A 22,225-nucleotide genomic window follows, 5' to 3' on the forward strand; every position below is an offset into this window, starting at 1 on the left:
GTCGGTGTCAGTAGACGCGGATGGAGGAGAGCTGGCTGGCGAGCAGCGGATCGAGATGCGGTTCGCTCTCGAGGATGCGCTCGCAATAGGACTGGAAGAAGCGGTCGCGGCAGATGGCGGCGCTGGTCGGCGTGGTGACCGCGATCGAGCGGATGCGGTTGTCCCAGCCCCAGGTGGCAAGATCCTGGAAGACTTCGCCGGTATTGGCGCAGAAGGAGCGGCCGGTGAAATTGGTGCCTTCGTAGAAGCACATGCTGCCGCCCGCGACGTCGGGCCAGTCGTTGTCCGAGTCGAGAATGGGCCAGTGCGGATCCTTGCCGAAATCGACCGAGTAGGCGTTGGTCCAGCCGCGGCCGCCGGGACCATCGACATTGCACCAGAGCTTCTGGCAGCGGAGAATCTTGATGGCCACCTCGCCGGGGATTTCGCCGGTGATGTCGTAATTGGTGCCCGGACCGGTGCGCAGGACCAGCGTCTCTCGGCTCCAGCCGTGGCTGCCGGCCTCGGTCTCGGACATAGCCGGCGCGGCGGGAAGCAGGAGGGCAAGGGCCAGTCCAAAGGCAGCAAGCAGACGCATGACAAATCACCTCGGTCGATAGGCTTCAAGGTTAGCGGGAGCCGAAGCAAAAGCAAAGCGCCGCCCATTGCGGGGCGGCGCTTTCGATGCGGGTCAGGCCGAAACCATCAGCGGGTGCGGATGGAGGCGATGTAGTTGTCGAAGTCGCCCAGCGACGAGGCGCTGGTGGTGTAGGTGCGGCACGACACGTAGTTCGGCTCCGAGCAGACCTGGACTTCGTAGCCATTCGGGTTCTGGACGGACGAGATGCGGTCGGTCCAGCTCCGCAGGTCGCGGGTCGACTGGCCGGGCTGCATGCAGAAGCTGTCGCCGCGGAAGTTGGTACGATCGAAGAAGCAGATTTCGTCGTAAACCGGCTGAATGACCGGCGGCTGCGGACGCGGCGGCTGGGGCTGCGGCTGGTTGCCGACACCGATGCTGATCTGCGGGCCATTGGGACCGCCGACGGTGAAACCGAAGCTGAGGCCCGGATTGGACGGGTTCACCGGGGCGCCACCGCCGCCGGTCAGGTAGGTGGCCGAAACCCAGCCATCGGGGCCAGGCTTGACGACATAGCACCAGGAGCCCTGGCAGCGCTGCACATCGACCTGCTGGCCGGCGCGGGCGACGTCCACGACGCCATAATTGGTGCCCGGGCCGGAGCGAACGTTGACATTGCCGGTCACCGTGCCAGGCGCAGCATAGGCGGCGGGCAGGAAGACGACCACGGCGGCGGCCGCGACGGCGACGCCGGTGGCCAGGTTGAGCAGGTTCTTGCGGGTCTGACGGTGCATGACTTTTTCCCTCTGGTCTGGCCATCCGGTCCCGGACATCCGGAACGACGCTTGCGGTGGCCGCGCCCAATTGTTTTCTGACTCCAGAAACGGAGCGCTGCTGAAAAGAGTTCCGGCAGGGATGTGGTGGAAGATGAATTCTGCCCCGCACCCGCCGGTCGCGTTGGCCGACAAAAAGCAGGTTCTGCCTGAATGCAGGCTGAACGGAAATCGGTCTTTGTGTTAATGGTTTAGAGCGGCGGGATGGCGCGCTTGTTGCCATTCTCGTCGAGGGCGACATAGACGAAACGCCCCTCGGTGACCTTGACCCGGTCGGCCTGGCGATTGCGGCGCGCCCAGGCTTCCATGCCGACAGTGATGGAGGTCGTGCCGACCCGTTCCACCGTCGTATAAACACAGAGCACATCGCCGACCTTGACCGGGGCGATGAAGGTCATGGCCTCGACCGCAACGGTGACGGTGCGGCCCCGGACCCGCTCATGCGCGGCGATGGAGCCGGCAATGTCCATCTGGCCCAGCACCCAGCCGCCGAAGATGTCGCCGGCAGGGTTGGTGTCGGCGGGCATGGCCAGCGTGCGGATGGTGAGGGCGCCCCGCGGCTCGGTGGAATCGGTCTGCATCGCTCACGGTCCTTTCACTGGCCAGCGGCCGAAGGCTTCTTCCCAATGCTTGCGGCAGAGGGAGACGTAGTCGGCCTTTTCCGGCGCCACGGTATTGCCATCGGTCTGCACCCGGCCGGATTCATCGCGGCGGACGACCATGGTAGCCTTGCCGCCGCACCAGCAGATGGTGCGGATTTCGCGCAGGGTATCGGCCAGGGCCAGGAGTTCGACCGCGCCGGGGAAGGGGCGGCCGAGAAAGTCGGTGCGCAGACCATAGCACATGACCGGGATGTTCAGGCGATCGGCGACGCGGGCCAACTGCCAGACATGCTCGCGGGTGAGGCACTGGACCTCGTCGAGAAAGACGCAGTCGATCTTGGATTCGAGGGCGTAGTCGTGGATGCGGACATAGAGGTCGTCGTCGTCATCGTAGAGTTCGGCGGCCTCGGAAATGCCGAGGCGCGAGCTGATGACGCCGGGCTGGCCACCGGCATAGGCGGCGCAGGTGAACAGCAGCACGCGCATGCCGCGTTCGCGATAGTTGTAGGCGGCCTGCAGCAGCAAGGTGGACTTGCCGGCATTCATCGCCGCATAGGAGAAATAGAGCTTGGCCATGGTCGCGCCTGAGGGATCGAGGTCTTTGTGGCGCAGGGCGGGCGCCGGTGCGAGGCACAATCGGTGGCGCTCCACAAAAAAAGAGGCCGCCCGCAGGCGGCCAGGACCGATTGGGGTCGGTCGGGAAGGCCGGGGGTTGGCGGTCCGGGCCTTCCGATGCCGGCGCGGCGTGGGGACGCGGGGCGGGCAATCCTGGCCAATGGGGGGAGCCGGGATGGCTGGACCCTAGGGGCGGCAGATGACGGCGACATGACGGCGCTGTTGAAATCGTGGTTTTATTGTCGACGCGTTCGGTGTTCAGCTTGGGTTCAGGTCGAGAACGCGAATTTTGATGCACCACGGACCCGGAGGACGGCCAATGCCCAGACTAAAATCCCTCGTTGCCGCACTGGCCCTCTGCGCAGCCGCGGCCCTGCCGGCGTTGGCCTCGCCGGCGGGCGTGTGGGAACTCGAGACGCGCGACACGCGCTTTGCGCTCGAACTCTGCGGGGATGGCACGCAGCTTTGCGGATCGCTGGTCTGGCTGTCGGACACCGACTACAACGAAGAATACAAGCCCTACCTCAACCAGCCGATGGCGCGGGCGCTGCGGCAGTCCCGTCCGGGGCAATGGAAGGGAGAGATGAACTTCATGGGCTATCGGCTCAATGGCACGATCACCCAGAACAGCGCCGACCACATGACCATGTCGGGTTGCGCCTTTCTCGTGATCTGCAAGACCTATCAGATGTATCGGCACGCTCCATGATCCGTACCGCGCTCGCTCTGATCCTCGGGCTCGCCACCGCGCTGCCCGCTTCGGCCTCGCCCGTGGGCATGTGGGAAATCGAGATGCGCGACTCGCGCTATGACGTGACCCTGTGCGGTGACGGCACACAGCTCTGCGCCGAGCTGGTATGGCTGGGCAATGGCGCCGACAACGCGGAAAACCTGCCCTATCTCAACACGCTGCTCATCGACCACGCAGTGCAGACCAAGCCCAACCAGTGGAAGGGCGATCTCCACATCTATGGGCAGACGGCGTCGGGCACTATTACCCAGGTCAGCGCCGACCAGATCACTCTGACCGGGTGTTTCGCCTTCGTGATCTGCCGGAGTTACCAGATGTATCGGTTCGCCGAGTAGCAACCGGGCCTCGGCTAGTTGACGATGCGTGGCTCGTGCGTCTTGCGGCGGGCCCAGAGCGGCGGAATGGCCTCGACGAGGATGATGGCGCCGAAGATCAGGGCCGCGCCGGCATAGCCGATGGCCGGCAGACGCTCGCCCAGGAGCAGCGCGCCGCCCAGCGCGGCGAAGAGGCTCTCGGCCGAGAGAATGATGGCGGCATTGGCCGGCGGCACATGCTGCTGGCCGATGGCCTGGAGCGTGAACGCCACGGCCGTCGAGAAGATCGCCGCATAGGCCAGTTCCAGCCAGCCGTTGGAGATCGCCTCCACAGTGGGTGCTTCCAGCGCCAGGGCGAGCACGCTGGCAACGGCGCCGGCGGCGAGGAAGCTGATGGCCGACACATAGATGGGCAGGCCGGTCAGCCGCGAAATATGGCCGAGCAGGATGACGTGGAGCGCCCAGAACACGGCGCCGGCAGTGATCAGCCAGTCGCCGGAGTTGAAACTGTCGAGGCCGCCGCCATTGAGATAATAGGTGCCGACCAGCGCCAGTGGCACGCCGATATAGATGATCGGATGCGGCCGGTTGCGGAACAGCACATAGCCCAGCACCGGCACGAAGAACACGTAGAGCGCGGTGAGGAAGCCCCCATTGGTGGCCGTGGTAGTGGCCAGCCCCGCCTGTTGCAGCCAGATGCCGCAGAAAAAGACGGTGCTGAGCGCGGCGATGATCAGCCAGTGCTGGCGCGTCAGCGCCACTGGCCGGCGGCGGCGTTCGTGCAGCGCCAGCGGCAGGATCAGGAGGCCGCCGATGATGAAGCGCACGCCGGCAAAAGTCAGCGGGCCCATCGAGTCCATTGCGGACTTCTGCGCGATGAAGGCAAAGCCCCAGAACATGGTGCAGATGACGAGCAGCAGCGAGGCGACGGGTCGGGACATGGGTTGACCTTGAGATCCGGTAGGGTGGTCTGGTCGACGCGGCTACAATTCGGCATCCAGCGCGCGGATGAGCTGCTGGATTTCCTGGGGCGTGGTGTAGTGGACGAAGGAGAGGCGGAGAACGCCGTGATTGACCGGATCGATGCCCAGGGCTTCCAGCAGACGCACGGCGTAGAAATTGCCGCCCGAGGCCATGACGCCATGTTTTGCCAACCGGCGGGCGATGTCGATGCCCGGCTCGTTGGCGAGGACAGAAATGGTGGGCGCGCGGCTCTGCGGATCGGACGGGCCGATAAGGCGGATGTCGTTGCGGGTGCGCAGATAATCGAGCAGCGGTGCGGCCAGCGCAATTTCCTGAGCGCGCATGGCGGCATGGGCGCGACGGCAGGGGTCGATGCCTTCAATGGACACGTGTGCGAGCGCAGCGACCTGTTCGAGATAGTCGACGATGCCCGCGGTGGCGGCAATCTGGGCATGGTCGGGACCGGCCGGGGTCAGGCGGTAGCGCAGCTTGGTGTCGTTGAAATAGTGCCCCTGATTGGGCAGGGCGCGGGCGAGGTCAGGGCGGATGGCCATGACGCCCTGATGCGGCCCGTAGGTCTTGTACGCGGAAAAGAAGTAGATGTCGGCTCCAAGCGCCGTGAGGTCGGGCAGGCCATGCGGGGCATAACTGACGCCGTCGACGGCGAGCACCGCACCCACGGCATGGGCGCGCGTGGCGATGTCGGCAATCGGGTTGATGTCGCCGACGATATTGGAGCAATGCGGCGCAGCGACCAGTTTTACCCGCTCGTCGAGCAATCCATCGAGAGCTTCGAGCGACAGCCGGGCAGTTTCGGTATCCACCTGCCATTCGCGCACCTCGATGCCGCGCGCGGCAAGGCGTCGCCAGTTCCCGGTATTGGCTTCGTGGTCCTGGTTGGTGACGACGATGGCGTCGCCGGGCTTGAGCCAGGCCGCGAAGGCATTGCCCAGCACATAGGTATTGGCGGAGCTGGAGGGGCCGATGTGGATCCAGTCGGTCGAGACATTGAGCGCGCGGGCGAGCCGCTCATAGGCATGATCCATGGCCCTGCCGGCGGCTTCGGAGGCAGCATAAACGCCATAGGGCTGCACCTTGGTGGTACGATAGTAGCGATCGAGAATGTCGAGTGTCGCCTGGGCGGTGTAGGAGCCGCCGGCGTTCTCGAAGAATGCCTGGCTGGAAAGACTCGGTTCGGCGAAGGCCGGGAACAGGGCGCGGATGGAGGACGGATCGAGGGGGAGGCTGGTCATGGAGGGCCCGGAAGAAGGAGTGCTCCAGTGGTATGCGAGGCGCAGTAAAAAGCAAACCCCGGCTGTTGAGAGCCGGGGTCGGGCGATATCCGTGGGGAAGGGGGGCGGAGACGCATAGTCGCGCCCCGGAGACATCGCCCCGGCCGACTGCGAAGGACAGCGGGCCGGTTGAGGTCAGCGGTTGCCCGGACCCATGGGGCGCTGGCCGAAGCCGCCGCCATAATGGCCGGCAGGGCCCGGACGGTCGCCGCGCTCGGGCTGCAGGGCAGCCTGCTGGTCGTCCGTCAGGCTGTCGAAGAAGGCGGTGAAGGACGGCTGGACGGCTTCAAGCGCCGCCAGTTGAGCGGCCTGAAGCGCGATGCGATTGTCGAAGCGCTCGGAAATGCTCGGCCGGGCGGCGGCGGTATCGCCTTCGGCCGGTGCGGAAGGGCGAAGGCCCTGGGTCGCGGTTTCGAAGGCCGCGGCGGCGGCCAGGGCATCGGTCTTGAGGTCTTCGAGCAGTACGGTTTGCTCCTCGGTCAGGTCGATGGCGTGGCTGAGGCGGACAATGGCGATCTCGACGGCTTCGGCGCCACGGGCCATATCGAAGAAGCCGAGACCGCCGCCACGGCGCATGATCTGGGCGGGGGGCTTTGCAGTGTCGGTGGCCGGAGCTTCAGCGGCGGGCGGCGGTGGAGCATCCTGGGCCAGGGCCGGCGCGACGGCGCTGAGGCCGATGGAGGCGGTCATCAGGGCAACGATGGCGGAGGTGGAAATCGTCTTCATGGTCGTTCATCCTTTGCATGGGACGCCGGGAACCGGCACAAGGAGAACCTAGCCAAGGCGATGTCTTCACGACCTTGCGAGCGGATGAAGCTTTGTTGAGTTTGGTAATGTGGGAGCCAGATGCGGATCGTCGTCGACCCCTATCCTGAGGCGGCAGTGCTCGACGCCTTCTGGCGCCGGGCCTGGGGTGGCGCGCCGCCGCACAACTATGCCGCTGTGCTGCAACGGAGCCTGACGCATTTGGGCGCATTCGTGGGCGCGCGGCTGGTGGGCTTCGTCAATGTCGCGTGGGACGGTGGCGTGCACGCCTTCATCCTCGACACGGCGGTGGACCCGGACTACCGGCGGCAGGGGATCGCGACGCGCCTCGTCGCGGCCGCGACCGAGGCTGCCCGAACACGGGGCGCGGACTGGCTGCATGTCGACTTCGAGCCGCATCTCACCGGCTTCTACCGTGAATGCGGCTTCCGCCATACCGAAGCCGGGCTGATCCGGCTGCGCTAGGGGCGCAGGTCGCGCAGGCCCGAGCCAACCAGCACGAGACCGAAGGCCCCAAAGGCAGCGCCGAACACGGCCTCGATCCAGCGCCAATAGCGGGCATAGCCGCTGGTCGCGGTACGGGTGGAGAAAAGCCAGGCGTAAAAGCCGTAGATGAGGATGGCGCTGGTGGCGACAATCGGCCCGAACAGCAGGACCTGGGCGCCGCCGAGGCCGGCGCCATAAAGGAAGGTGGTGATGGCCAGCCACATCAGCACGGCTTTTGGATTGGTCATGACGACGAGAAGGCCGCGACGCCAGGCGGCCAGAGCCGAAGCGCTGGGGCGGGTGGCCCGGATATTGGCATCCACGCCGCGGGCGGCGGTGCGCAGGGCCTTCCAGCCCATATAGAGAAGATAGAAGCCGCCGACGAATTTCAGCAGGGTCAGCAGCGCGGGCACGGCCGTGAACAGTGCCCCCATGCCCAGCGCACAGAATAGCGACCAGAGCAGCGAGCCGGTGGCAATGCCCATGACGACCATGAGGGCGTCGCGGCGGCCGGTGGACAGCGCCACCCCGGCAACGGCGAACATGTTGGGGCCGGGCGAAGCCTGCGCCGCGGCAACGCCCAGCCAGACGATGAGAAAGGTTTGCAGCATGTTTGTCCCGTCAGCTCGCTATATACTCGCGCAAGGCCTCGGCCTCGTGCTCGACTTCGGCGATCTTGAGCTTGACCACGTCGCCGATGGAAATGATGCCGAGCAGTTCGCCCGCCTCGGCGACCGGCATGTGGCGGATGCGGCGTCGGGTCATGCGCTCCATAATCTCGTCGATGCTGGTCGTGCGTTCGGCAGTAACCACGGTCGCGGTCATGCAATCGGCAATGCGCAAGTTCAATGCGCCGCCCGGATTTTTGCCGAGCTGGCGGACAATGTCGCGCTCGGACAGGATGCCGGCGATCTTGCCGGCATTGTCGACGATGACGACGGCGCCGATATTGTGGGTGTTGAGCAGGGCAACCGCATCGGCAAGGGTGCCGGTCGGCTCGAGGGTATGCACCTTGCTGCCCTTGGTCTGCAGGATGGTGTCGACATGCATGGTCAGTCCTCCTGATATGATCGTGGAGTTTGAACCTCACCCTCGCGCCCGGCAATAGGGCGAAAGTCAAAAAAAAGGCCGGCGCAAAGGCCGGCCAAGTTGCTCGTCAGGGAAACATGTGTGCGCTCAGGCGGCGTCACGGGCCTCGGCCCAATCGGTGGGGCGAGGCGCGCGTGGCGCCTGGACAGGCAGGGCGCCGCGCAGGCACACCCGGGCTACTTCGAAAATCATCAACAGAACCAGCAGGGTCAGCGGCACCATGAAGACCGCAACCTGCATGTCGGGTTGCTGAACGAAGCTGGCAGCTTCGGCCGGGGTGACCGTGTCAACAAAAGTGCTGGCAGCAGCAACGGCGACACCAAGCGCGCCGAAAACGGCGAGCAGCCTGAAACCTTTGCGCCTAGCAGACGTAGATATTTGCATGGGATCGACGTCGCATCCTCGTTTCCGATCCAGGCAGAACAGCATCCAATAGCGGTTCGACTGTGAAACGACGGGGGATATGCCGAGACCATTTGAGGGCAGAACTGTGGCGGCGTGATCCGCCCCTAGCCGCGGAGGCGGATGATGCGCTTGTTGCTGAAGATGGTTTTTGCCTTGGCTTTGCTGTCGCCTGCCACGGGGCAGGAGCTGGACACAGAGCGGCCATGGGAGGTCTCGGTCACCGGACAGATCGAGGCGCTCCGCGATGGTGACGGGGCAGCGGCCCTTGCCCTGGCCGGAGCCGGCTTCCGCGCCGCTTATATGGACCCGCAGGACTTCATCGCGGACATCGAGCGCTCCGGATACAAGCCCATCGGTGCGTCGCGGACGCATACATTTGGCACTTATCGGGAACTGGCGTCCGGCATGGTCGTGGTGTCTGTCGAACTCATCGGCACCGATGGACAGGTGTGGGAAGCCATCTATCAGGTGGCCGACGAGCCCGAGGGTTGGCGGGTACAGGGTGTGGTGCTGCGTAGTACGCCGGGCATCGCCATATAGTCTCAGAGGTGACCGAAAACTTCGGGCAGGCGCTCGTCGCGACGGGCTGCCGCCTTGCCCTTCAGGGCTTGCAGCCAGCGCGTGAGGATCGGCCGGCCAGGCTGTGTCTGGCGCTGACGCTCCGCCGCTGCGGCGATATCGGGGTTTTCATAGAAGGACTGCTGGAATGCATCCTTGAACATATAGCTGGCGGGGATCATGTTTGCCTCCTTTGATTGAATCGGTTCAATACATAAACGCATGAGTGCTTGAACCGGTTCAAAAATGGCTGCTCGATGCGTTCAAGTCAAGCTGAATTGAACCGATACAAAAAATTTGTTACACACAGGGGAGTGTGGAGAAAGCCATGGCGCAGCAGGACGAGCCGGTGAGATTGCGTGACGTCGCCCAGGCGGCCGGCGTTTCCCAAGGGACAGCGTCCAACGTGTTCAACCGGCCCGATGTGGTGCGACCCGAAGTGCGGGAACGGGTGCTCGAAGCCGCCCAGAAACTCGGATATGCCGGGCCCAGCGTGGCCGGACGATTGCTGCGGGCAGGGCGGGTGAATGCGGTGGGCGTCGCGGCGATCGAGCCGCTGAGTTATTTTTTCGAGGACCTGTGGGCCCGCCAGTTGCTGGCCGAGATTTCCGAAATCTGCGACAGCCAGGGCGCTGGCGTGGCGCTGGTCTCGGCCATCAGCGACGAGCGGCTGGATTGGAACATCCAGTCGGCGGTGGTGGATGGATTCATCCTGCTCTGCGTCGAAGGTGGGGAGCGGCTGGTGGACATTACCCGCGCCCGCAAGCTGCCGTACGTGGCGCTGGCGATCGGCGCGGAGGATTCCAGTATTCCCGCCATCGGCGTCGACAACGTCGCTGGGGCCAGGCTGGCCGGAGAGCACCTGCTGAGTCTCGGGCACAGGAGGCTGGCCATCATTTCGACCCAGCTCGACGACGACTTCGTCGGCCGGACCGACGAAAAGCGGGTGCGGGCGGCGAAATATTCGACGTCACGCGACCGGGCGCTGGGCTACTGGCAGGCTTTCGAGGCTGCGGGTATCGCCATTGGCGACGTGCCGGTCATGGTCACGCAGGAAGATCGCCGCAGCACCGAGACGGCGATGGCGGAACTGTTCGGCGGGCCGGAGCGGCCGACAGGCCTCCTCGTCATGTCGGACAAGATCGCCATGTGGGCCGTGGACTGGCTGTTCCGGCAGGGCCTTTCCGTCCCGGAGGATGTTTCCGTGGTGGGCTTCGATGGCGTGCCGGAATCGGCGGTGTCGACGCCGAAACTGACCACGGTGCAGCAGCCGATGGCGGAGATCGCCCGGCTAGCCGTGGAGGCGGCTTTGGGCGGCGAACAGGTCGAAGGCCGGCGGATTCTTCAGGCAGAGCTCGTGGTGCGCGAAACCACGGCGCCGCCCCGCAAATAGCGCTTTCGGCTTTTCGCGCCGTGCATTAAACCCCGACTGCACATTTCTGGAGGCGGGTTATGGCTTTTCTGTCGGATGCATTGGGGCGCGTGGCACCGTCCGCGACCGTGGCGATCAGCCAGAAGGCGCGCGTGATGGCTGCCGAGGGCAAGGACATCATCGCGCTCTCGGCCGGCGAGCCGGATTTCAACACCCCCGAGAACGTCCGTGACGCCGCCAAGCGCGCCATGGACGAGGGCAAGACGCGCTATACCAATGTGGATGGCATTGCCGAACTCAAGGAAGCGGTGGCGGCAAAATTCCGCCGTGACAATGGACTCGATGTCACCGCCGCCGACTGTTTCGTCAGTTCGGGCGGCAAGCAGATCATTTTCAATGCGCTGATGGCGACGCTCAATCCCGGCGACGAGGTGGTTGTCCCCGTGCCCTATTGGGTGAGCTATCCTGAAATCGTGCGGCTGTGTGGTGCCGAGCCGGTGTTTGCGGTGGCGGATGCCTCGACCGGGTTCAAGCTGGCGCCGGAGACGCTGGAAGCGGCGATTACCCCGCGGACCAAGTGGCTGATCCTCAATACGCCGTCCAACCCGACCGGCGCGGCCTATACGGCCAGTGAACTCAAGGGTTTGGCCGAGGTGCTGATGCGGCATCCGCATGTGCACATCCTCACCGACGACATCTATGAAGTGCTGGTCTATGACGGCAAGGAGTTCGCCACCATCGCGCAGGTCGAACCCCGGCTGCAGGCCAGGACCCTGACGATGAACGGCGTTTCCAAGTCGCATGCCATGACCGGCTGGCGCATCGGCTACTGCACCGGACCCAGGCCGCTGCTGGCGGCAATGGTGAAGCTACAGGGGCAGTCGACGTCGAATCCAACGTCGATATCGCAATGGGCTGCGGTGGAAGCGCTGAACGGTCCGCAAGACTTCCTGGCCGAGTGGCGCGAGGTGTTCCAGGCGCGGCGCGACATGGTCGTGGCGGGCCTCAATGCCAATACCGGGCTCGACTGCCTGACGCCGGAAGGCGCCTTCTACGTATTCCCCTCGTGCCAGCGGCTCCTGGGCAAGACGAGCGCCGGCGGCACGAAACTCGTTACCGACGAGGATTTCGTGCTGGCGCTGCTCGAAGAGACCGGGGTGGCGCTGGTGCATGGCACCGCCTTCGGGCTGCCGGGCCATTTCCGCCTGAGCTATGCGGCCAGCAATGCCGAGCTGGAAGAAGCAGTCCGGCGCATCCAGGGGTTCTGCGCGGGGATTGCGTGAGGCAACGGCGTGACCCCCTCCCCAGCTTTCCTAGGGCCCTTTCGGGCCCAGCGACGCTACCCTCCCCTCAAGGGGGAGGGTGGGCAGGCCGACAGGCCTTAGCCGCCCAGCAGCGTGGCAAGACCACCCGGGCCCGTATTGCCCGTGGTCGCGGCGCCGAACATTTCCATGAGCTTGGACGTGCTGGCATAGGACTGCATGGCGGCCTGATAGAGCTGGTCGGACCAGCCGACGGCGCGGCGCTCCTCGTCGCTGAGCGAGGTGAACGCGGCGATGATGTTCTGGCTGAAAGCGGTCGGGTCGCCGGATTTGCTGGCTGACTGGAAGCCCGCGAGCAGCGTGGTGCCGCTCTTGGCCTGGAGGGCCGAGCGGGCGGCATTGACCTCGGTCTGGGTGAAGGCCCCCTGGCTGTCGAGCACGATAGAGGTGAGGGCGCGGCTCGACAGCTTTGACATGTCGACATAGGTGCCGGTCGTGGTGCTGCGATTGAAGGTGGCCAGCTTTCCATTGGCCTTGGCTTCGGCATAGATCTTGTCCAGCGCTGAGCGGGTATTGGCGGCGAGGTCGTCCATGGAAACCGGTTCAGCGATCTCGCCTGTTTCCACCAGCGCCAGATAGAGCGCCACCGGGTCGCTGTCGCCGGCATCGGGGAGGGTGCCCGGCTTGGACTGCAATTGCTTGAGCCCCTCGGTGACGGCATCGCGACCGGCCTTCCAATCGGCACTGGCGCGCTCCTCGGCTCCAAGGCTGTCGAGATAGGCGCCGGCGGCCTTGTAGAGATTGGTGTAGTTGCCGGTGACCTTGGCGACGGCGGCGGGACCGGCAAGCGCTGCCTCGAAGCGGCGCTGCATTTCGAGGCCGGCAGCCTCGCGTTCGTCCGGGGTGAAGCTGGCATCGCTCGACATGGCGTAGAGCTCGCGGTGGTCGAGGCTCGAAAGGTCGAGCGCCAGCTTGCCCTTTTGCAGGGGCGAGGTGCGGCCGGCCTCCTTGAGCAGTTCGCTCAGCTTGCTGCGGGCATCGGCGAGGACGGTGGCAAAGTCCCGCTCCGCCAATGCGGCCTTGGCCTCGTCGGAAAGCACGACCTCGGTGGCGCTGGTCGCCGACGTTTGCTGGTCCTGTGCCGTCGTGGTGGCGGCCGTGTTCGCGCGGCTGGCGGCGGCGCTGGTCGCATAGGCCGAGCTGTAGCTCTGATAGGCTGAATAGGCGGACGAGGAATTGACGGCGACCATGGCAATGCTCCGGCTTTGCCGGAAACCTTGCAAGGCGCGTGCCGCCAAAAAAATCCAACAGAAACAACGGGGGTGGCGGCCCATATAAGGCCGGGCGGAAAAATATGCCGGGCAATATCGGATGCGTCGGCCAAAAAAGAAGGCCCCGCCCGAGGGGATGGGCGGGGCCGTTCGGTCTACGGCCGAAGCCGCTGACCTTGGAGGGACGGGTCACCACGAACTCCGTCTTCGCCAGCACTATCGGACGGCGCGCGCCGCGACACAAACGCACATTGGGAAATGCTGCCATGCAGATTCGCTGGGCGCGACGCAAAAAAAGAGGCTCCAACCGAAGTTGGAGCCTGATGATAGGGCCGAAGCCAAATCGCAAGTTTTGGCCCTGCGCATGGGAGGAGGATATGCGCCAGACCGGTGGATCGTCGCCGAGGGAGGAGGATTCGGCTTCAATCCGGTGTCGCAAGAAGCGGGTCCGAGGGAGGAGGATACGGAGCGGCTTCACCAGCGACACAAGCAATATAGATTTTGACCGTTTGGTCAGCAATGCATCGGATGTCATGACTGCTATGCAATGAGCACAGCGACAATCTGTCCAACAAATAGGCAAACCGACAGGTTGGCGACAGGTTGCATGACCGCAGACAAAAAAGAGGCCCCATCCGGAGATGGGGCCCGATGATCGGCCTGAGGCCAAATCGAAAGTGGGGCAGAGAGCAAGGGAGGAGGAGTATGCCGCTCTGCCATGGACCTTGGATCAAGGGAGGAGGAGATGATCCTTAGTCCGGTGTTGCGATGCGGGGTCCGAAGGGAGGAGGAGATCGGAGCGCGCCTCAGCAACACCGCCTATATGAACTCTACCGGTTTGATAGACAATCCCGAAACTGACATGTCAGCCATGCGTTTTTGCAAGGGTGGTTCAGAACTGCGGGCAAAAAGAAAGGCCCCGCTCGAGGGGAGAGCGGAGCCCAAGGGATGACTGGTCAGGGACCGGTCAGGAGGGAACGCAGCGGGCGCAAGGGAGGGAGGAGAAAACACCCGCTGTGATGACTGGGCATATAGAGGCGGTTGACGCTTGCGCCAACCCGGCAGGGGTTATGCCAGCCATGCACGGCGCGCATGCTGGCGGAGAAAGCTCAGTAAAAACAGGGACGCCTTCCCGAGGTGCGACGGGCTGCCACAGGTGTTCAGGGCTCGAACGCTGTTCCGATGATGAAGCGCATGTTGAGGCCATTGCTCAGTTCGATGTCGTCGATGCGCCAGATCAAGGGGTCGCCCTCCACCTCGTAATAGGCAGGCAGGAGGATCAGGTGATCGGTGTAGTTTCCGGCCGGATAATCCGAGAAGCTGTAATGGATCGGCACGCGAGCGACGAAGTCCTTCACCGTGACTTCACCCACTTCGCATCCATCCGCATAATCGGGGGAAGTGCGCCACGGCAAGCCGTCGCCCAGTGGAGTCTTTTCGCCCGGGTTGTCGATTTCGAATTGCAGGTTGCGCTCGCTCGCCCTGGCGATCTCGGATTCCAGCCCTTCGGAGAGCATGGAATAGGCCGGGGTGATGTCGTTGCCGAGGCTGCTGATGCAGAAGATCTGGCCGACCTGCTCGGGCGTGATGGTGACCATCTGCGCCTGGGCAGGAATGGCAGTCAGCAGTATGAGCGGCAGGAGAGCGGTGGGGTGACGCATGGCTTTGGCCCGGTTGAGGATGCGAAAGCTCTAGGTGGATGGCACTGAACTGGCGATGAACGAGCCTAGTCGTCGGCGATCACGTCCGTCAGTGCCTCTCGCAAGGTCGTGCCCTCGACGAACAGCACGTCGTCGACGAACCAGCCCAGGGGCAAGGGTTTGAGGACAAGGGTGTCGGTAAAGCCTGCGTCCGGCCAATCGTTGAAACCGTAGGTCACCGCGAGCCGCGCCTCGACCTCGGTGACGGATGTTTCCTCGACGTCGCACTTGTCCGGACGATCAGGAAAGCTGGTCCAGGGAATGCCGTCGCCAAGGGGCGGCTTCTCATCGGGGGCTGCTGCCTGGATTTCGGCATTGCGCGCCATTGCGTCACCGATGACAAAGATCAGTTCAGGGGTCAGCAGTCCCATCGGCTCGGTGTCTTCGATCACGTATTTGCAGAAGATACGGCCGACTTCTATCGCGTCCTCGGGCTGGGCCAGCGCGGAACTCGTGGTGGTCAACAGGGCGGACAGGGCAAGAGCGATGAGAGCGGGGAAGCGGTGCATCTGGACCTCCGGAAGCCGGACCAGATTACTCTGCAGCCTCAAATGCGTCGATGGCCGCCTGCAATTGGCCCAGATGCTCGATCCGGGCATAGCGCGGCTCGCCCTGCGGCTCCTCGGCATGTTCGTAGGACCAGGTGAGATCGTGCGGCACATAGGCCGCATATGATCCCGCAGCGAGCGCCGGCAGGATGTCCGATTTGAGGGAATTGCCGGCCATGATCGTATGTTCGGCGCCTTCGGTGTGGCGGGCGAAGATGCGGCGATAGACCGGCTCAGTCTTGTCGGAGACGACTTCCACGGCGGCGAAATATTCGGCAAGGCCCGAGGCAGCGAGCTTGCGCTCCTGATCGAAGAGATCGCCCTTGGTGATGAGGATCAGCCGATAGCGCTGCTGCAATTCGCCCAGCGCCTGATCGACATAGGGCAGGGTTTCGAGCGGGAAATCGAGCAGTTCGCGGCCCGAGGCAAGGAGTTCGGCAATGACGCGGCCGGGCACCTTGTGGTCGGTGAGTTCGAGCGCCGTCTCGATCATGGAGAGGGTAAAACTCTTGGCGCCAAAGCCGTAGAAGCGGAGATTATGGGCGGTCGAGGCGATCAGGCGCTCATTGAGATCGGGCACATCAGTATGGTCGCGCAGCAGCGCCGCAAAGCGCTCCTGGCTCAGGCGGAAGAACTGCTCGTTCTGCCAGAGCGTGTCATCGGCATCGAGGGCGACAGTGGTGATGCGGGGCATGGGATGGTCCTGCAGTCGGTCGCGGCTAAAGGCCCCCTCACCCGGCCCTGCGGGCCGACCTCTCCCCCAGAGGAAAAGGTGTCGCTCCGCGACCTTGACGCACGCCACCTCTCCCTATGGGGGAGAGGTCGACGGCGAAGCCGGCGGGTGAGGGGGCCTTTACAGCCCGATCAGAACGCCCACTCGCGGGCCTTGGAGACGAGGAAGTCGCGGAAGACGCCGACGCGCTTTGAATTTTTCAGCGCCGGCGGATAGACGAAATAGGCTTCGTAGGCGGGCAGTTCGACTTCGGGCAGAATCTGGACGAGGCCATCTTCCTTTTCCGTCACATAATCGGGCAGCATGGCGATGCCGATGCCGGCGCGGCAGGCCTGGAGCATGCCGTAGATGGCGTTGACGCGGAGCGCGGCGCGGCGCTGGCTGGCGTCGCTGCGACCCATGCGTTCGAGGAAGTTGATGTCGCCCAGATAGGAGGGCACCGGCTCGCCGAAGCTGATGATGCGGTGGTCGTCGAGATCTTCGGCGGTGGCGGGCATGCCGTGCTCGTCGACATAGGTGTTCGACGCATAGAAGTGGTTGTGCACGGTGAACAGCTTGCGCTGGATCATCTCGGACTGGTTGGGGCGATGCAGGCGAATGGCGACGTCGGCCTCACGCATGGCGAGGTCGAGCTCGGCGTCGTTGAGGCGGATTTCGAGCTGGATCAGCGGATAGAGTTTCAAAAACTCGTCGAGCCGGGACGAAAGCCAGGTCGAGCCGATGCCCACTGTGGTGGTGACGATCAGCGGCCCGGTGGGGACGTCCTGGCTTTCGGACATCTGGGTCTCCACCTGCTGGAGTTCCCAGTGCATGCGGTGGGCGGTGCGGAAGAGCTGTTCGCCGACTTCGGTGAGCACGAGGCCGCGGGCATGACGAATGAAGAGCTTGAGGCCCAGGTCGTCCTCGAGCGCGGAAATCTGGCGGGAAACGGCCGACTGGCTCATTCCGAGCTTTTCGGCTGCGTGCGTGAAGGAGCCCGACTCGGCGGCGGTGTGGAAGATCCGTAGCTTGTCCCAGTCGAGCATGTTGGCGGCGCTTTCCTTAGTGTTTTTCAGCCAGGTCGGACGAAAACCCCCGCCCGCGGCGAGGGAGGCCAAATCATTGTGACGTTAGCGTGACTTAGCGCCGGCATTTCCAGACTATTCCGCTGCTTCGGCGAGTTCATGCTCGGCGAGGAACCGCTCGGCATCGAGCGCGGCCATGCAGCCCATGCCGGCGGCGGTGACTGCCTGGCGGTAGATGTCGTCGGTGACGTCGCCGGCCGCGAAGACGCCGGGAATATTGGTCTCGGTGGTGCCGGGTTTTACCTGCAGGTAGCCGCCGGGCTTCATGTCGAGCTTGCCGGCAAAGATGGACGTTGCGGGGGCATGGCCGATGGCGACGAAGACACCGTCGATCGGCTGGTCATAGGTACGGCCCGAGGTGCGATCCTTGAGCGTGACCGAGTTGACCGAGGGGGGCGTGGGCGAACCGCCGACTTCTACAACTTCGGTATTCCAGCGCACCTCGATCTTGGGATGCTTGAACAGGCGCTGCTGCAGGATGCGTTCGGCGCGGAATTCGTCGCGGCGATGCACGACGATGACCTTTTCGGCGAAATTGGTGAGGAAGAGGGCTTCCTCGACCGCCGTATTGCCGCCGCCGACCACGAGGACCTGCTTGCCGCGATAAAAGAAGCCATCGCAGGTGGCGCAGGCGGAAACGCCAAAGCCCTGGAATTTCTGTTCCGAGGGCAGGCCCAGCCACTTGGCCTGGGCGCCGGTGGCGATGATGAGGCTATCGGCGGTGTAGGTGTCGCCGCTGTCGCCCGTCAGCACGAAGGGGCGGCGATCGAAATCGACATGGGTAATGATGTCGTTGACGATCCTGGTGCCGACATGCTCGGCCTGCGCCTTCATCTGGTCCATGAGCCACGGGCCCTGGATGACGTCGGCAAAGCCGGGATAGTTCTCGACATCGGTGGTGATGGTGAGCTGCCCGCCGGGCTGCAGCCCCTGGATCATGACCGGTTCGAGCATGGCGCGCGCCGCGTAGATGGCAGCCGTATAGCCAGCCGGACCCGAGCCAATGATGATGACTTTCGCGTGCATCGCGAACCTTCTCCGATAATCCAGGAATGCTCCCTCGTTGCTTAGTTAAGGTCCAGAGGGGGCATGTTTCAAGGCAAACTCACTCCCGCGGAGCATAAGCTCGCGGGAGTGCACATGAAAGATACAGGAAATCGGGCAAATGCCTCAAATTGGGGCGTGGCGCGGCAAGAAATGCTCGCGCGGAGCGAGCGGACGCACGCGGCGTCCGCCCTGATTCTCAGATGTAGCGAATCTTGAGGATTTCGTAGCTGCGGGCGCCACCGGGGGCGGCGACCTCGAAGGTGTCGCCCTCTTCCTTGCCGATCATGGCGCGGGAAATGGGGGAGGAAATGGAAATGCGGCCAGCCGAGGCATCGGCTTCCGGATCGCCGACGACCTGGTAGGTCTTTTCTTCCTCGGTATCCTCGTCGATGAAGGTGACGGTAGCGCCGAACTTGACGGTGTCGCCGCTCAGCTTGCTCACGTCGATGATGTCGGCCAGCGCCAGCATCGTTTCGAGCTCCTTGATGCGGCCTTCATTGAGGCTCTGCTGCTCCTTGGCCGCCGAGTATTCGGCGTTTTCGGAGAGGTCGCCGTGGGCGCGGGCTTCGGCAATGGCGTCGATGATGCGACGGCGCTCGTTGCTGGTGCGATGTTCGAACTCAGCGGCAAGGGCCTTGTGGCCCTCAATCGTCATCGGAACCTTGTCCATATTCGTGCTGCCTCCAATGGGCTCGGCAATAACAAATCCCGCCGCAGGGCCGGTTCATCGGGCCGCGACAGGCTTGGATTGATGTTGAACCAGGCCGCAGCGCTGGGCGCCCGGCAAGGTGTCTCCCTGCCAAAACATGGTTCGGCCACCGCTTCATGACAAGTCTTTGCGGGAGATGCCAACAGCTTGCCCGCACCGGGCCTCGCGGTCAAGCCGGACGACGCGCCCAGAGCCGGTTCAGCACAGGCAGCAAAAACAAAGGGCGCGCCCCAGGCCGGGACGCGCCCTTCGGAAAATCAATACCGGTGGATCAGGAGGCCGTGAGGTTGTCAGCGGCGGACTTGCCGGTCCGCTTGTCCTTGACGATCTCGTAGCTCACCTTCTGTCCCTCATCCAGGCCATTGAGGCCCGAACGCTGGACTGCGGAGATGTGGACGAACACGTCGGCCCCACCTTCGTCCGGCTGAATGAAGCCATAGCCTTTTTGGCCGTTGAACCACTTAACGGTACCAGTTGCCATGATGCGCGTTCCCTCGTGCAGTCGCTGCTGGAGCGGTCCCGGCCATGCACCTGCCAGAACCTAGTTGATATCGAAATATCGGAAGATGACGTCAGCAGGTGCGAATGGAATTCGCGTCTTCAGATCAGTCGGCCGCAATATTCGATGGGGCGAAGCGTAACCTGAAATTCACGAGGCTTCAATATGTCGCGTGGACATGACAAAACGCACGGAAAAATCTGGGATTTTTCCGAGCAGACAGAGCTTTAGGCCTAAATCCATCCAACTCCGCCGCGGCCTGGATGGATCGTCTGGTGGTGCGTGGTCGCCATTCTCAGCCGGGCGTCAGGGGCTGCCCGAGATATGGACAATTGCCACTGTAGCTGAGTCAGCGCCGATGGAAAGTGAACAATTGGTCACAGAGGCGTGTGATGCAATTTGCTTGCACTCCGGGGCGCTTTGCGGCAAATCCCGCGCGCCGTGCCAGATGGGCCGGTTCTCTCGAAAGCAAATCGTCTTGAGCAAGGCGTTCTATTCTTCCGGCGACGTGATTGCCGACCGGCGCGCGGACTATGCCCGCATGCTGGCCGAACAGGGCGACCATGCGGCAGCGGCCGAACTCATGGAGCAGGCGCTGGACATGGCGCCCGACTGGGCGGCGGGCTGGGACCTTTGCGGCAGCTACCACGAAAAAGCCGGGCAGATCGCAGCAGCCATCGCCGCCTGGCGACGGCTGGAAGCCTTGGACGATGATGGCGTCTTCGGCGCCCGGCTGAAGCTGGCCGCCCACAAGGCGGGACCGGCCGGCGAGGGTACGGCGGTGGGCTATGTCGAGGCACTGTTCGACCAGTATGCGGCCAAGTTCGAGGAGTCGCTGGTCGGCAAGCTCGGTTACCGGGTGCCGGACCTGCTCGACGACCTGGTCAATGCGGAGATGGCGCGGCTGGGCATCGGCGCCTTCGAGCGCGCGCTGGATCTCGGCTGCGGCACCGGCCTCATGGGCGAAAAGCTGCGCGCCAAGGTGGCGCACCTCGAAGGCGTCGATATTTCGGCGGCGATGATCGCCGAGACGGCCCGCAAGGGCATTTATGACAGCCTCTCCAAGGCCGAGCTGGTGGCGACACTCAATGCCCGCCGCGCCGATGCGGACCTGGTGACCGCGGCGGATGTCCTCATCTATTGCGGCGCGCTGCAGCCGATCCTTGGCGCACTGCTGCCGGCGATGCGGCCGGGTGGCCTCGTGGCCTTTTCGCTCGAAGCGCATGACGGCGAGGAAGAAATCTTCCTGCGTCCAAGTCTTCGCTACGCCCACGGCGTCGAGGCGACACGCAACGCGCTTGTCGTGGCGGGGCTGGACCTGCTGCGCTTCGAGACCGCCGTGCTGCGCTTCGATCGCGGCGCACCGATCACAGGCATTCTCGTGGTGGCGCGCAAGCCGGCGGTGGAGCTGACGGCTGCAAATGACGAAGCCGAAGGCGGCGACGTCGCGGCCTAGGCGGTAGACACCTCTTGGTCTTTCGTAGCCTGACGGCGGTTCCGACCGGGAACTCACCCCCCTTTCGTCATTGCTCGGCTTGACCGGGCAATCCACCTCGCCGCCAGATCGCATGGACCACCCGGTCAAGCCGGGTGGTGACGATGGGGAGGGGCGATCGGTTGGCGCGTGAAGTATTGGGTCTGGGGCTCTAGCTAAGTTTCGACCTGCTTGCGACAAGGGGACTTTAGGAGACCCCGCCATGAATGCCATCCGCCACGATTTTCGTTCCGACACCGTCACCAAGCCCAGCGCCGGGATGCGCGCGGCGATGGCGGCGGCCGAGGTGGGCGATGACGTGTTCGGCGACGATCCGACCGTCAACCGGCTCGAGCAGCGCATAGCCGGGATGCTGGGCAAGGATGCAGCGCTGTTCGTGCCTTCCGGGACCATGTCGAACCTCCTGGCCTTGATGAGCCATTGCGGCCGGGGCGACGAATATATCGCCGGGCAGAAGGCGCATCTCTATGTCAACGAGGCGGGTGGCGCGGCGGTGCTGGGCTCGATCCAGCCGCAGCCGATCGGGCATCAGGCCGATGGCACGATGGCGCTGGCGGATATCGAGGCGGCCATCAAGCCCGACGACGCCCACTATGCCCGCACGCGGGTGATCTGCCTCGAAAACACCTTTGGCGGCCGCGTCATACCGATGGACTACATGCGCGCCGTGGCGGACATAGCCCGGCGCCATGATCTTGGCCTGCACCTCGACGGCGCCAGGGCCTTCAATGCCACCACGGTGCTCGGCATGGACATTGCCGCCTTCACCGCGCCGTTCGATTCCGTGTCGATCTGCCTTTCGAAGGGGCTCGGCGCGCCGGTCGGGTCGGTGCTGATCGGGCGGCGGAACCTGATCGACACGGCGCGGCGCCACCGCAAGATGCTGGGCGGTGGGCTACGGCAATCGGGCCTCCTGGCGGCGGCCGGGCTTTATGCGCTCGACAACAATGTCGCGCGGTTGGCCGACGATCACCGCCGGGCCAGGCAATTGGCAGAGGGCCTGTCGCGGCACGCTGCGCTCACGGTCACGGCGCCGGATACCAATATCCTCTGGGTCGATGCGCATGCCGATATTGCCGAAGCCTTCGACACCTACCTTGCCGAGCAGGGCATTGCGGTGATCGGCCGCTACGGGCAGCAGCGCTGGGTGACGCATATCGACATCACGGACGATGATGTGTCCGGGGCGCTGGCGCTGGTCGACCGGTTCTTCGAGCGCCGATAATTCTTTGCGCGGTGGCAAGACTTTGTTTGCCCTATCCGGCAACGTCATCTTCAGGCGCCGGTGCTTAAGTC

Annotated in this window: 27 protein-coding genes; 8 read left to right on the forward strand and 19 right to left on the reverse strand. The window is 64.1% G+C overall.

All coding sequences use genetic code 11. The features are described 5' to 3' along the window. Positions 1–7: 7 nt before the first annotated feature. The 4 genes from JEQ47_RS02120 to JEQ47_RS02135 form a co-directional block, all read right to left on the reverse strand. Complete coding sequence (locus tag JEQ47_RS02120; protein ID WP_198874739.1) at positions 8–577, reverse strand: peptidase inhibitor family I36 protein; 570 nt, start codon at positions 575–577, stop codon at positions 8–10. Between the two features lie 107 nt (positions 578–684). Beyond that, positions 685–1,350 carry an SH3 domain-containing protein gene (locus JEQ47_RS02125; protein ID WP_198874740.1) on the reverse strand — a complete coding sequence of 222 codons (666 nt, stop codon included), beginning with the start codon at positions 1,348–1,350 and terminating at the stop codon, positions 685–687. Positions 1,351–1,580: 230 nt separating this feature from the next. Further along, entirely contained in the window at positions 1,581–1,970 is a 390-nt protein-coding gene (locus tag JEQ47_RS02130; RefSeq protein ID WP_198874741.1) for an acyl-CoA thioesterase, read from the reverse strand. A 3-nt stretch (positions 1,971–1,973) separates the two neighbouring features. After that, entirely contained in the window at positions 1,974–2,567 is a 594-nt protein-coding gene (locus JEQ47_RS02135) for a thymidine kinase (RefSeq protein WP_198874742.1), read from the reverse strand. Between the two features lie 358 nt (positions 2,568–2,925). Here JEQ47_RS02135 and JEQ47_RS02140 point away from each other — a divergent pair, with 358 nt between their 5' ends. Together JEQ47_RS02140 and JEQ47_RS02145 are read left to right on the forward strand one after the other, a co-directional pair. Continuing rightward, positions 2,926–3,315 (forward strand): DUF2147 domain-containing protein, encoded by a 390-nt coding sequence (locus JEQ47_RS02140; protein WP_198874743.1) that lies wholly within the window; start codon positions 2,926–2,928, stop codon positions 3,313–3,315. Continuing rightward, a complete protein-coding gene (locus tag JEQ47_RS02145; protein WP_198874744.1) occupies positions 3,312–3,692 on the forward strand; it encodes a DUF2147 domain-containing protein in 381 nt (126 codons plus the stop codon). The genes JEQ47_RS02140 and JEQ47_RS02145 overlap by 4 nt, the downstream gene beginning before the upstream one ends. Positions 3,693–3,706: 14 nt before the next feature. On the opposite strand, the gene JEQ47_RS02150 is transcribed toward JEQ47_RS02145, so the two are convergent. From JEQ47_RS02150 to JEQ47_RS02160, 3 genes are all read right to left on the reverse strand, one after another. Further along, positions 3,707–4,612, reverse strand: a complete 906-nt coding sequence (locus tag JEQ47_RS02150) for a DMT family transporter (RefSeq protein WP_198874745.1) — start codon at positions 4,610–4,612, stop codon at positions 3,707–3,709. 42 nt (positions 4,613–4,654) lie between these two features. Continuing rightward, entirely contained in the window at positions 4,655–5,887 is a 1,233-nt protein-coding gene (locus JEQ47_RS02155) for an aminotransferase class V-fold PLP-dependent enzyme (protein WP_198874746.1), read from the reverse strand. 174 nt (positions 5,888–6,061) lie between these two features. After that, positions 6,062–6,652, reverse strand: a complete 591-nt coding sequence (locus JEQ47_RS02160) for a Spy/CpxP family protein refolding chaperone (RefSeq protein WP_198874747.1) — start codon at positions 6,650–6,652, stop codon at positions 6,062–6,064. A gap of 120 nt (positions 6,653–6,772) precedes the next feature. Between JEQ47_RS02160 and JEQ47_RS02165 the strand changes: the two genes are divergently transcribed. Beyond that, a complete protein-coding gene (locus JEQ47_RS02165; RefSeq protein ID WP_198874748.1) occupies positions 6,773–7,156 on the forward strand; it encodes a GNAT family N-acetyltransferase in 384 nt (127 codons plus the stop codon). Here JEQ47_RS02165 and JEQ47_RS02170 read toward each other — a convergent pair. The 3 genes from JEQ47_RS02170 to JEQ47_RS02180 form a co-directional block, all read right to left on the reverse strand. After that, positions 7,153–7,788 (reverse strand): LysE family translocator, encoded by a 636-nt coding sequence (locus tag JEQ47_RS02170; protein ID WP_198874749.1) that lies wholly within the window; start codon positions 7,786–7,788, stop codon positions 7,153–7,155. The genes JEQ47_RS02165 and JEQ47_RS02170 overlap by 4 nt on opposite strands. A gap of 10 nt (positions 7,789–7,798) precedes the next feature. Beyond that, entirely contained in the window at positions 7,799–8,227 is a 429-nt protein-coding gene (locus tag JEQ47_RS02175; protein ID WP_198874750.1) for a CBS domain-containing protein, read from the reverse strand. 126 nt (positions 8,228–8,353) lie between these two features. Then, the gene (locus JEQ47_RS02180; protein ID WP_198874751.1) at positions 8,354–8,650 is read right to left on the reverse strand and encodes a hypothetical protein; all 297 of its coding nucleotides are present in this window, start codon (positions 8,648–8,650) and stop codon (positions 8,354–8,356) included. 144 nt (positions 8,651–8,794) lie between these two features. Between JEQ47_RS02180 and JEQ47_RS02185 the strand changes: the two genes are divergently transcribed. After that, a complete protein-coding gene (locus JEQ47_RS02185; protein WP_198874752.1) occupies positions 8,795–9,211 on the forward strand; it encodes a DUF4864 domain-containing protein in 417 nt (138 codons plus the stop codon). Between the two features lie 2 nt (positions 9,212–9,213). On the opposite strand, the gene JEQ47_RS02190 is transcribed toward JEQ47_RS02185, so the two are convergent. After that, positions 9,214–9,411 carry a hypothetical protein gene (locus tag JEQ47_RS02190; protein WP_198874753.1) on the reverse strand — a complete coding sequence of 66 codons (198 nt, stop codon included), beginning with the start codon at positions 9,409–9,411 and terminating at the stop codon, positions 9,214–9,216. A gap of 146 nt (positions 9,412–9,557) precedes the next feature. Between JEQ47_RS02190 and JEQ47_RS02195 the strand changes: the two genes are divergently transcribed. Beyond that, the gene (locus JEQ47_RS02195) at positions 9,558–10,622 is read left to right on the forward strand and encodes a LacI family DNA-binding transcriptional regulator (RefSeq protein WP_198874754.1); all 1,065 of its coding nucleotides are present in this window, start codon (positions 9,558–9,560) and stop codon (positions 10,620–10,622) included. 59 nt (positions 10,623–10,681) lie between these two features. Beyond that, the gene (locus tag JEQ47_RS02200; protein ID WP_198874755.1) at positions 10,682–11,884 is read left to right on the forward strand and encodes a pyridoxal phosphate-dependent aminotransferase; all 1,203 of its coding nucleotides are present in this window, start codon (positions 10,682–10,684) and stop codon (positions 11,882–11,884) included. Positions 11,885–11,982: 98 nt separating this feature from the next. On the opposite strand, the gene JEQ47_RS02205 is transcribed toward JEQ47_RS02200, so the two are convergent. The 8 genes from JEQ47_RS02205 to JEQ47_RS02240 all read right to left on the reverse strand — a co-directional run bounded on the left by JEQ47_RS02205 (position 11,983) and on the right by JEQ47_RS02240 (position 19,416). Then, complete coding sequence (locus JEQ47_RS02205; RefSeq protein ID WP_198874756.1) at positions 11,983–13,113, reverse strand: hypothetical protein; 1,131 nt, start codon at positions 13,111–13,113, stop codon at positions 11,983–11,985. A 1,181-nt stretch (positions 13,114–14,294) separates the two neighbouring features. Beyond that, complete coding sequence (locus tag JEQ47_RS02210) at positions 14,295–14,795, reverse strand: hypothetical protein (protein WP_198874757.1); 501 nt, start codon at positions 14,793–14,795, stop codon at positions 14,295–14,297. Positions 14,796–14,860: 65 nt separating this feature from the next. After that, complete coding sequence (locus tag JEQ47_RS02215; RefSeq protein ID WP_198874758.1) at positions 14,861–15,343, reverse strand: hypothetical protein; 483 nt, start codon at positions 15,341–15,343, stop codon at positions 14,861–14,863. Between the two features lie 25 nt (positions 15,344–15,368). Beyond that, positions 15,369–16,076, reverse strand: coding sequence for an HAD-IA family hydrolase (locus tag JEQ47_RS02220; protein WP_198874759.1), 708 nt, complete (start codon positions 16,074–16,076; stop codon positions 15,369–15,371). A gap of 170 nt (positions 16,077–16,246) precedes the next feature. Then, positions 16,247–17,140, reverse strand: coding sequence for a LysR family transcriptional regulator (locus JEQ47_RS02225; RefSeq protein WP_198874760.1), 894 nt, complete (start codon positions 17,138–17,140; stop codon positions 16,247–16,249). Positions 17,141–17,254: 114 nt separating this feature from the next. Further along, positions 17,255–18,205, reverse strand: a complete 951-nt coding sequence (trxB, locus tag JEQ47_RS02230; RefSeq protein WP_198874761.1) for a thioredoxin-disulfide reductase — start codon at positions 18,203–18,205, stop codon at positions 17,255–17,257. A gap of 217 nt (positions 18,206–18,422) precedes the next feature. Then, positions 18,423–18,896, reverse strand: a complete 474-nt coding sequence (gene greA, locus JEQ47_RS02235) for a transcription elongation factor GreA (protein ID WP_198874762.1) — start codon at positions 18,894–18,896, stop codon at positions 18,423–18,425. A 310-nt stretch (positions 18,897–19,206) separates the two neighbouring features. After that, complete coding sequence (locus JEQ47_RS02240; protein WP_035080396.1) at positions 19,207–19,416, reverse strand: cold-shock protein; 210 nt, start codon at positions 19,414–19,416, stop codon at positions 19,207–19,209. A gap of 496 nt (positions 19,417–19,912) precedes the next feature. Here JEQ47_RS02240 and JEQ47_RS02245 point away from each other — a divergent pair, with 496 nt between their 5' ends. Both JEQ47_RS02245 and ltaE read left to right on the forward strand, forming a co-directional pair. Then, positions 19,913–20,890, forward strand: a complete 978-nt coding sequence (locus tag JEQ47_RS02245; RefSeq protein WP_236020621.1) for a class I SAM-dependent DNA methyltransferase — start codon at positions 19,913–19,915, stop codon at positions 20,888–20,890. A gap of 241 nt (positions 20,891–21,131) precedes the next feature. After that, positions 21,132–22,154, forward strand: a complete 1,023-nt coding sequence (ltaE, locus tag JEQ47_RS02250; RefSeq protein WP_198874764.1) for a low-specificity L-threonine aldolase — start codon at positions 21,132–21,134, stop codon at positions 22,152–22,154. Positions 22,155–22,225: the final 71 nt, after the last annotated feature.

The organism is Devosia sediminis (assembly GCF_016411825.1).
Taxonomy (GTDB): Bacteria; Pseudomonadota; Alphaproteobacteria; order Rhizobiales; family Devosiaceae; genus Devosia; species Devosia sediminis.

Coding starts and splice junctions, on each gene's coding strand:
- JEQ47_RS02120 (WP_198874739.1), bottom strand. CDS start 577: ATGCGTCTGCTTGCTGCCTTTGGACTGGCCCTTGCCCTCCTGCTTCCC.
- JEQ47_RS02125 (WP_198874740.1), bottom strand. CDS start 1,350: ATGCACCGTCAGACCCGCAAGAACCTGCTCAACCTGGCCACCGGCGTC.
- JEQ47_RS02130 (WP_198874741.1), bottom strand. CDS start 1,970: ATGCAGACCGATTCCACCGAGCCGCGGGGCGCCCTCACCATCCGCACG.
- JEQ47_RS02135 (WP_198874742.1), bottom strand. CDS start 2,567: ATGGCCAAGCTCTATTTCTCCTATGCGGCGATGAATGCCGGCAAGTCC.
- JEQ47_RS02140 (WP_198874743.1), top strand. CDS start 2,926: ATGCCCAGACTAAAATCCCTCGTTGCCGCACTGGCCCTCTGCGCAGCC.
- JEQ47_RS02145 (WP_198874744.1), top strand. CDS start 3,312: ATGATCCGTACCGCGCTCGCTCTGATCCTCGGGCTCGCCACCGCGCTG.
- JEQ47_RS02150 (WP_198874745.1), bottom strand. CDS start 4,612: ATGTCCCGACCCGTCGCCTCGCTGCTGCTCGTCATCTGCACCATGTTC.
- JEQ47_RS02155 (WP_198874746.1), bottom strand. CDS start 5,887: ATGACCAGCCTCCCCCTCGATCCGTCCTCCATCCGCGCCCTGTTCCCG.
- JEQ47_RS02160 (WP_198874747.1), bottom strand. CDS start 6,652: ATGAAGACGATTTCCACCTCCGCCATCGTTGCCCTGATGACCGCCTCC.
- JEQ47_RS02165 (WP_198874748.1), top strand. CDS start 6,773: ATGCGGATCGTCGTCGACCCCTATCCTGAGGCGGCAGTGCTCGACGCC.
- JEQ47_RS02170 (WP_198874749.1), bottom strand. CDS start 7,788: ATGCTGCAAACCTTTCTCATCGTCTGGCTGGGCGTTGCCGCGGCGCAG.
- JEQ47_RS02175 (WP_198874750.1), bottom strand. CDS start 8,227: ATGCATGTCGACACCATCCTGCAGACCAAGGGCAGCAAGGTGCATACC.
- JEQ47_RS02180 (WP_198874751.1), bottom strand. CDS start 8,650: ATGCAAATATCTACGTCTGCTAGGCGCAAAGGTTTCAGGCTGCTCGCC.
- JEQ47_RS02185 (WP_198874752.1), top strand. CDS start 8,795: ATGCGCTTGTTGCTGAAGATGGTTTTTGCCTTGGCTTTGCTGTCGCCT.
- JEQ47_RS02190 (WP_198874753.1), bottom strand. CDS start 9,411: ATGATCCCCGCCAGCTATATGTTCAAGGATGCATTCCAGCAGTCCTTC.
- JEQ47_RS02195 (WP_198874754.1), top strand. CDS start 9,558: ATGGCGCAGCAGGACGAGCCGGTGAGATTGCGTGACGTCGCCCAGGCG.
- JEQ47_RS02200 (WP_198874755.1), top strand. CDS start 10,682: ATGGCTTTTCTGTCGGATGCATTGGGGCGCGTGGCACCGTCCGCGACC.
- JEQ47_RS02205 (WP_198874756.1), bottom strand. CDS start 13,113: ATGGTCGCCGTCAATTCCTCGTCCGCCTATTCAGCCTATCAGAGCTAC.
- JEQ47_RS02210 (WP_198874757.1), bottom strand. CDS start 14,795: ATGCGTCACCCCACCGCTCTCCTGCCGCTCATACTGCTGACTGCCATT.
- JEQ47_RS02215 (WP_198874758.1), bottom strand. CDS start 15,343: ATGCACCGCTTCCCCGCTCTCATCGCTCTTGCCCTGTCCGCCCTGTTG.
- JEQ47_RS02220 (WP_198874759.1), bottom strand. CDS start 16,076: ATGCCCCGCATCACCACTGTCGCCCTCGATGCCGATGACACGCTCTGG.
- JEQ47_RS02225 (WP_198874760.1), bottom strand. CDS start 17,140: ATGCTCGACTGGGACAAGCTACGGATCTTCCACACCGCCGCCGAGTCG.
- trxB (WP_198874761.1), bottom strand. CDS start 18,205: ATGCACGCGAAAGTCATCATCATTGGCTCGGGTCCGGCTGGCTATACG.
- greA (WP_198874762.1), bottom strand. CDS start 18,896: ATGGACAAGGTTCCGATGACGATTGAGGGCCACAAGGCCCTTGCCGCT.
- JEQ47_RS02240 (WP_035080396.1), bottom strand. CDS start 19,416: ATGGCAACTGGTACCGTTAAGTGGTTCAACGGCCAAAAAGGCTATGGC.
- ltaE (WP_198874764.1), top strand. CDS start 21,132: ATGAATGCCATCCGCCACGATTTTCGTTCCGACACCGTCACCAAGCCC.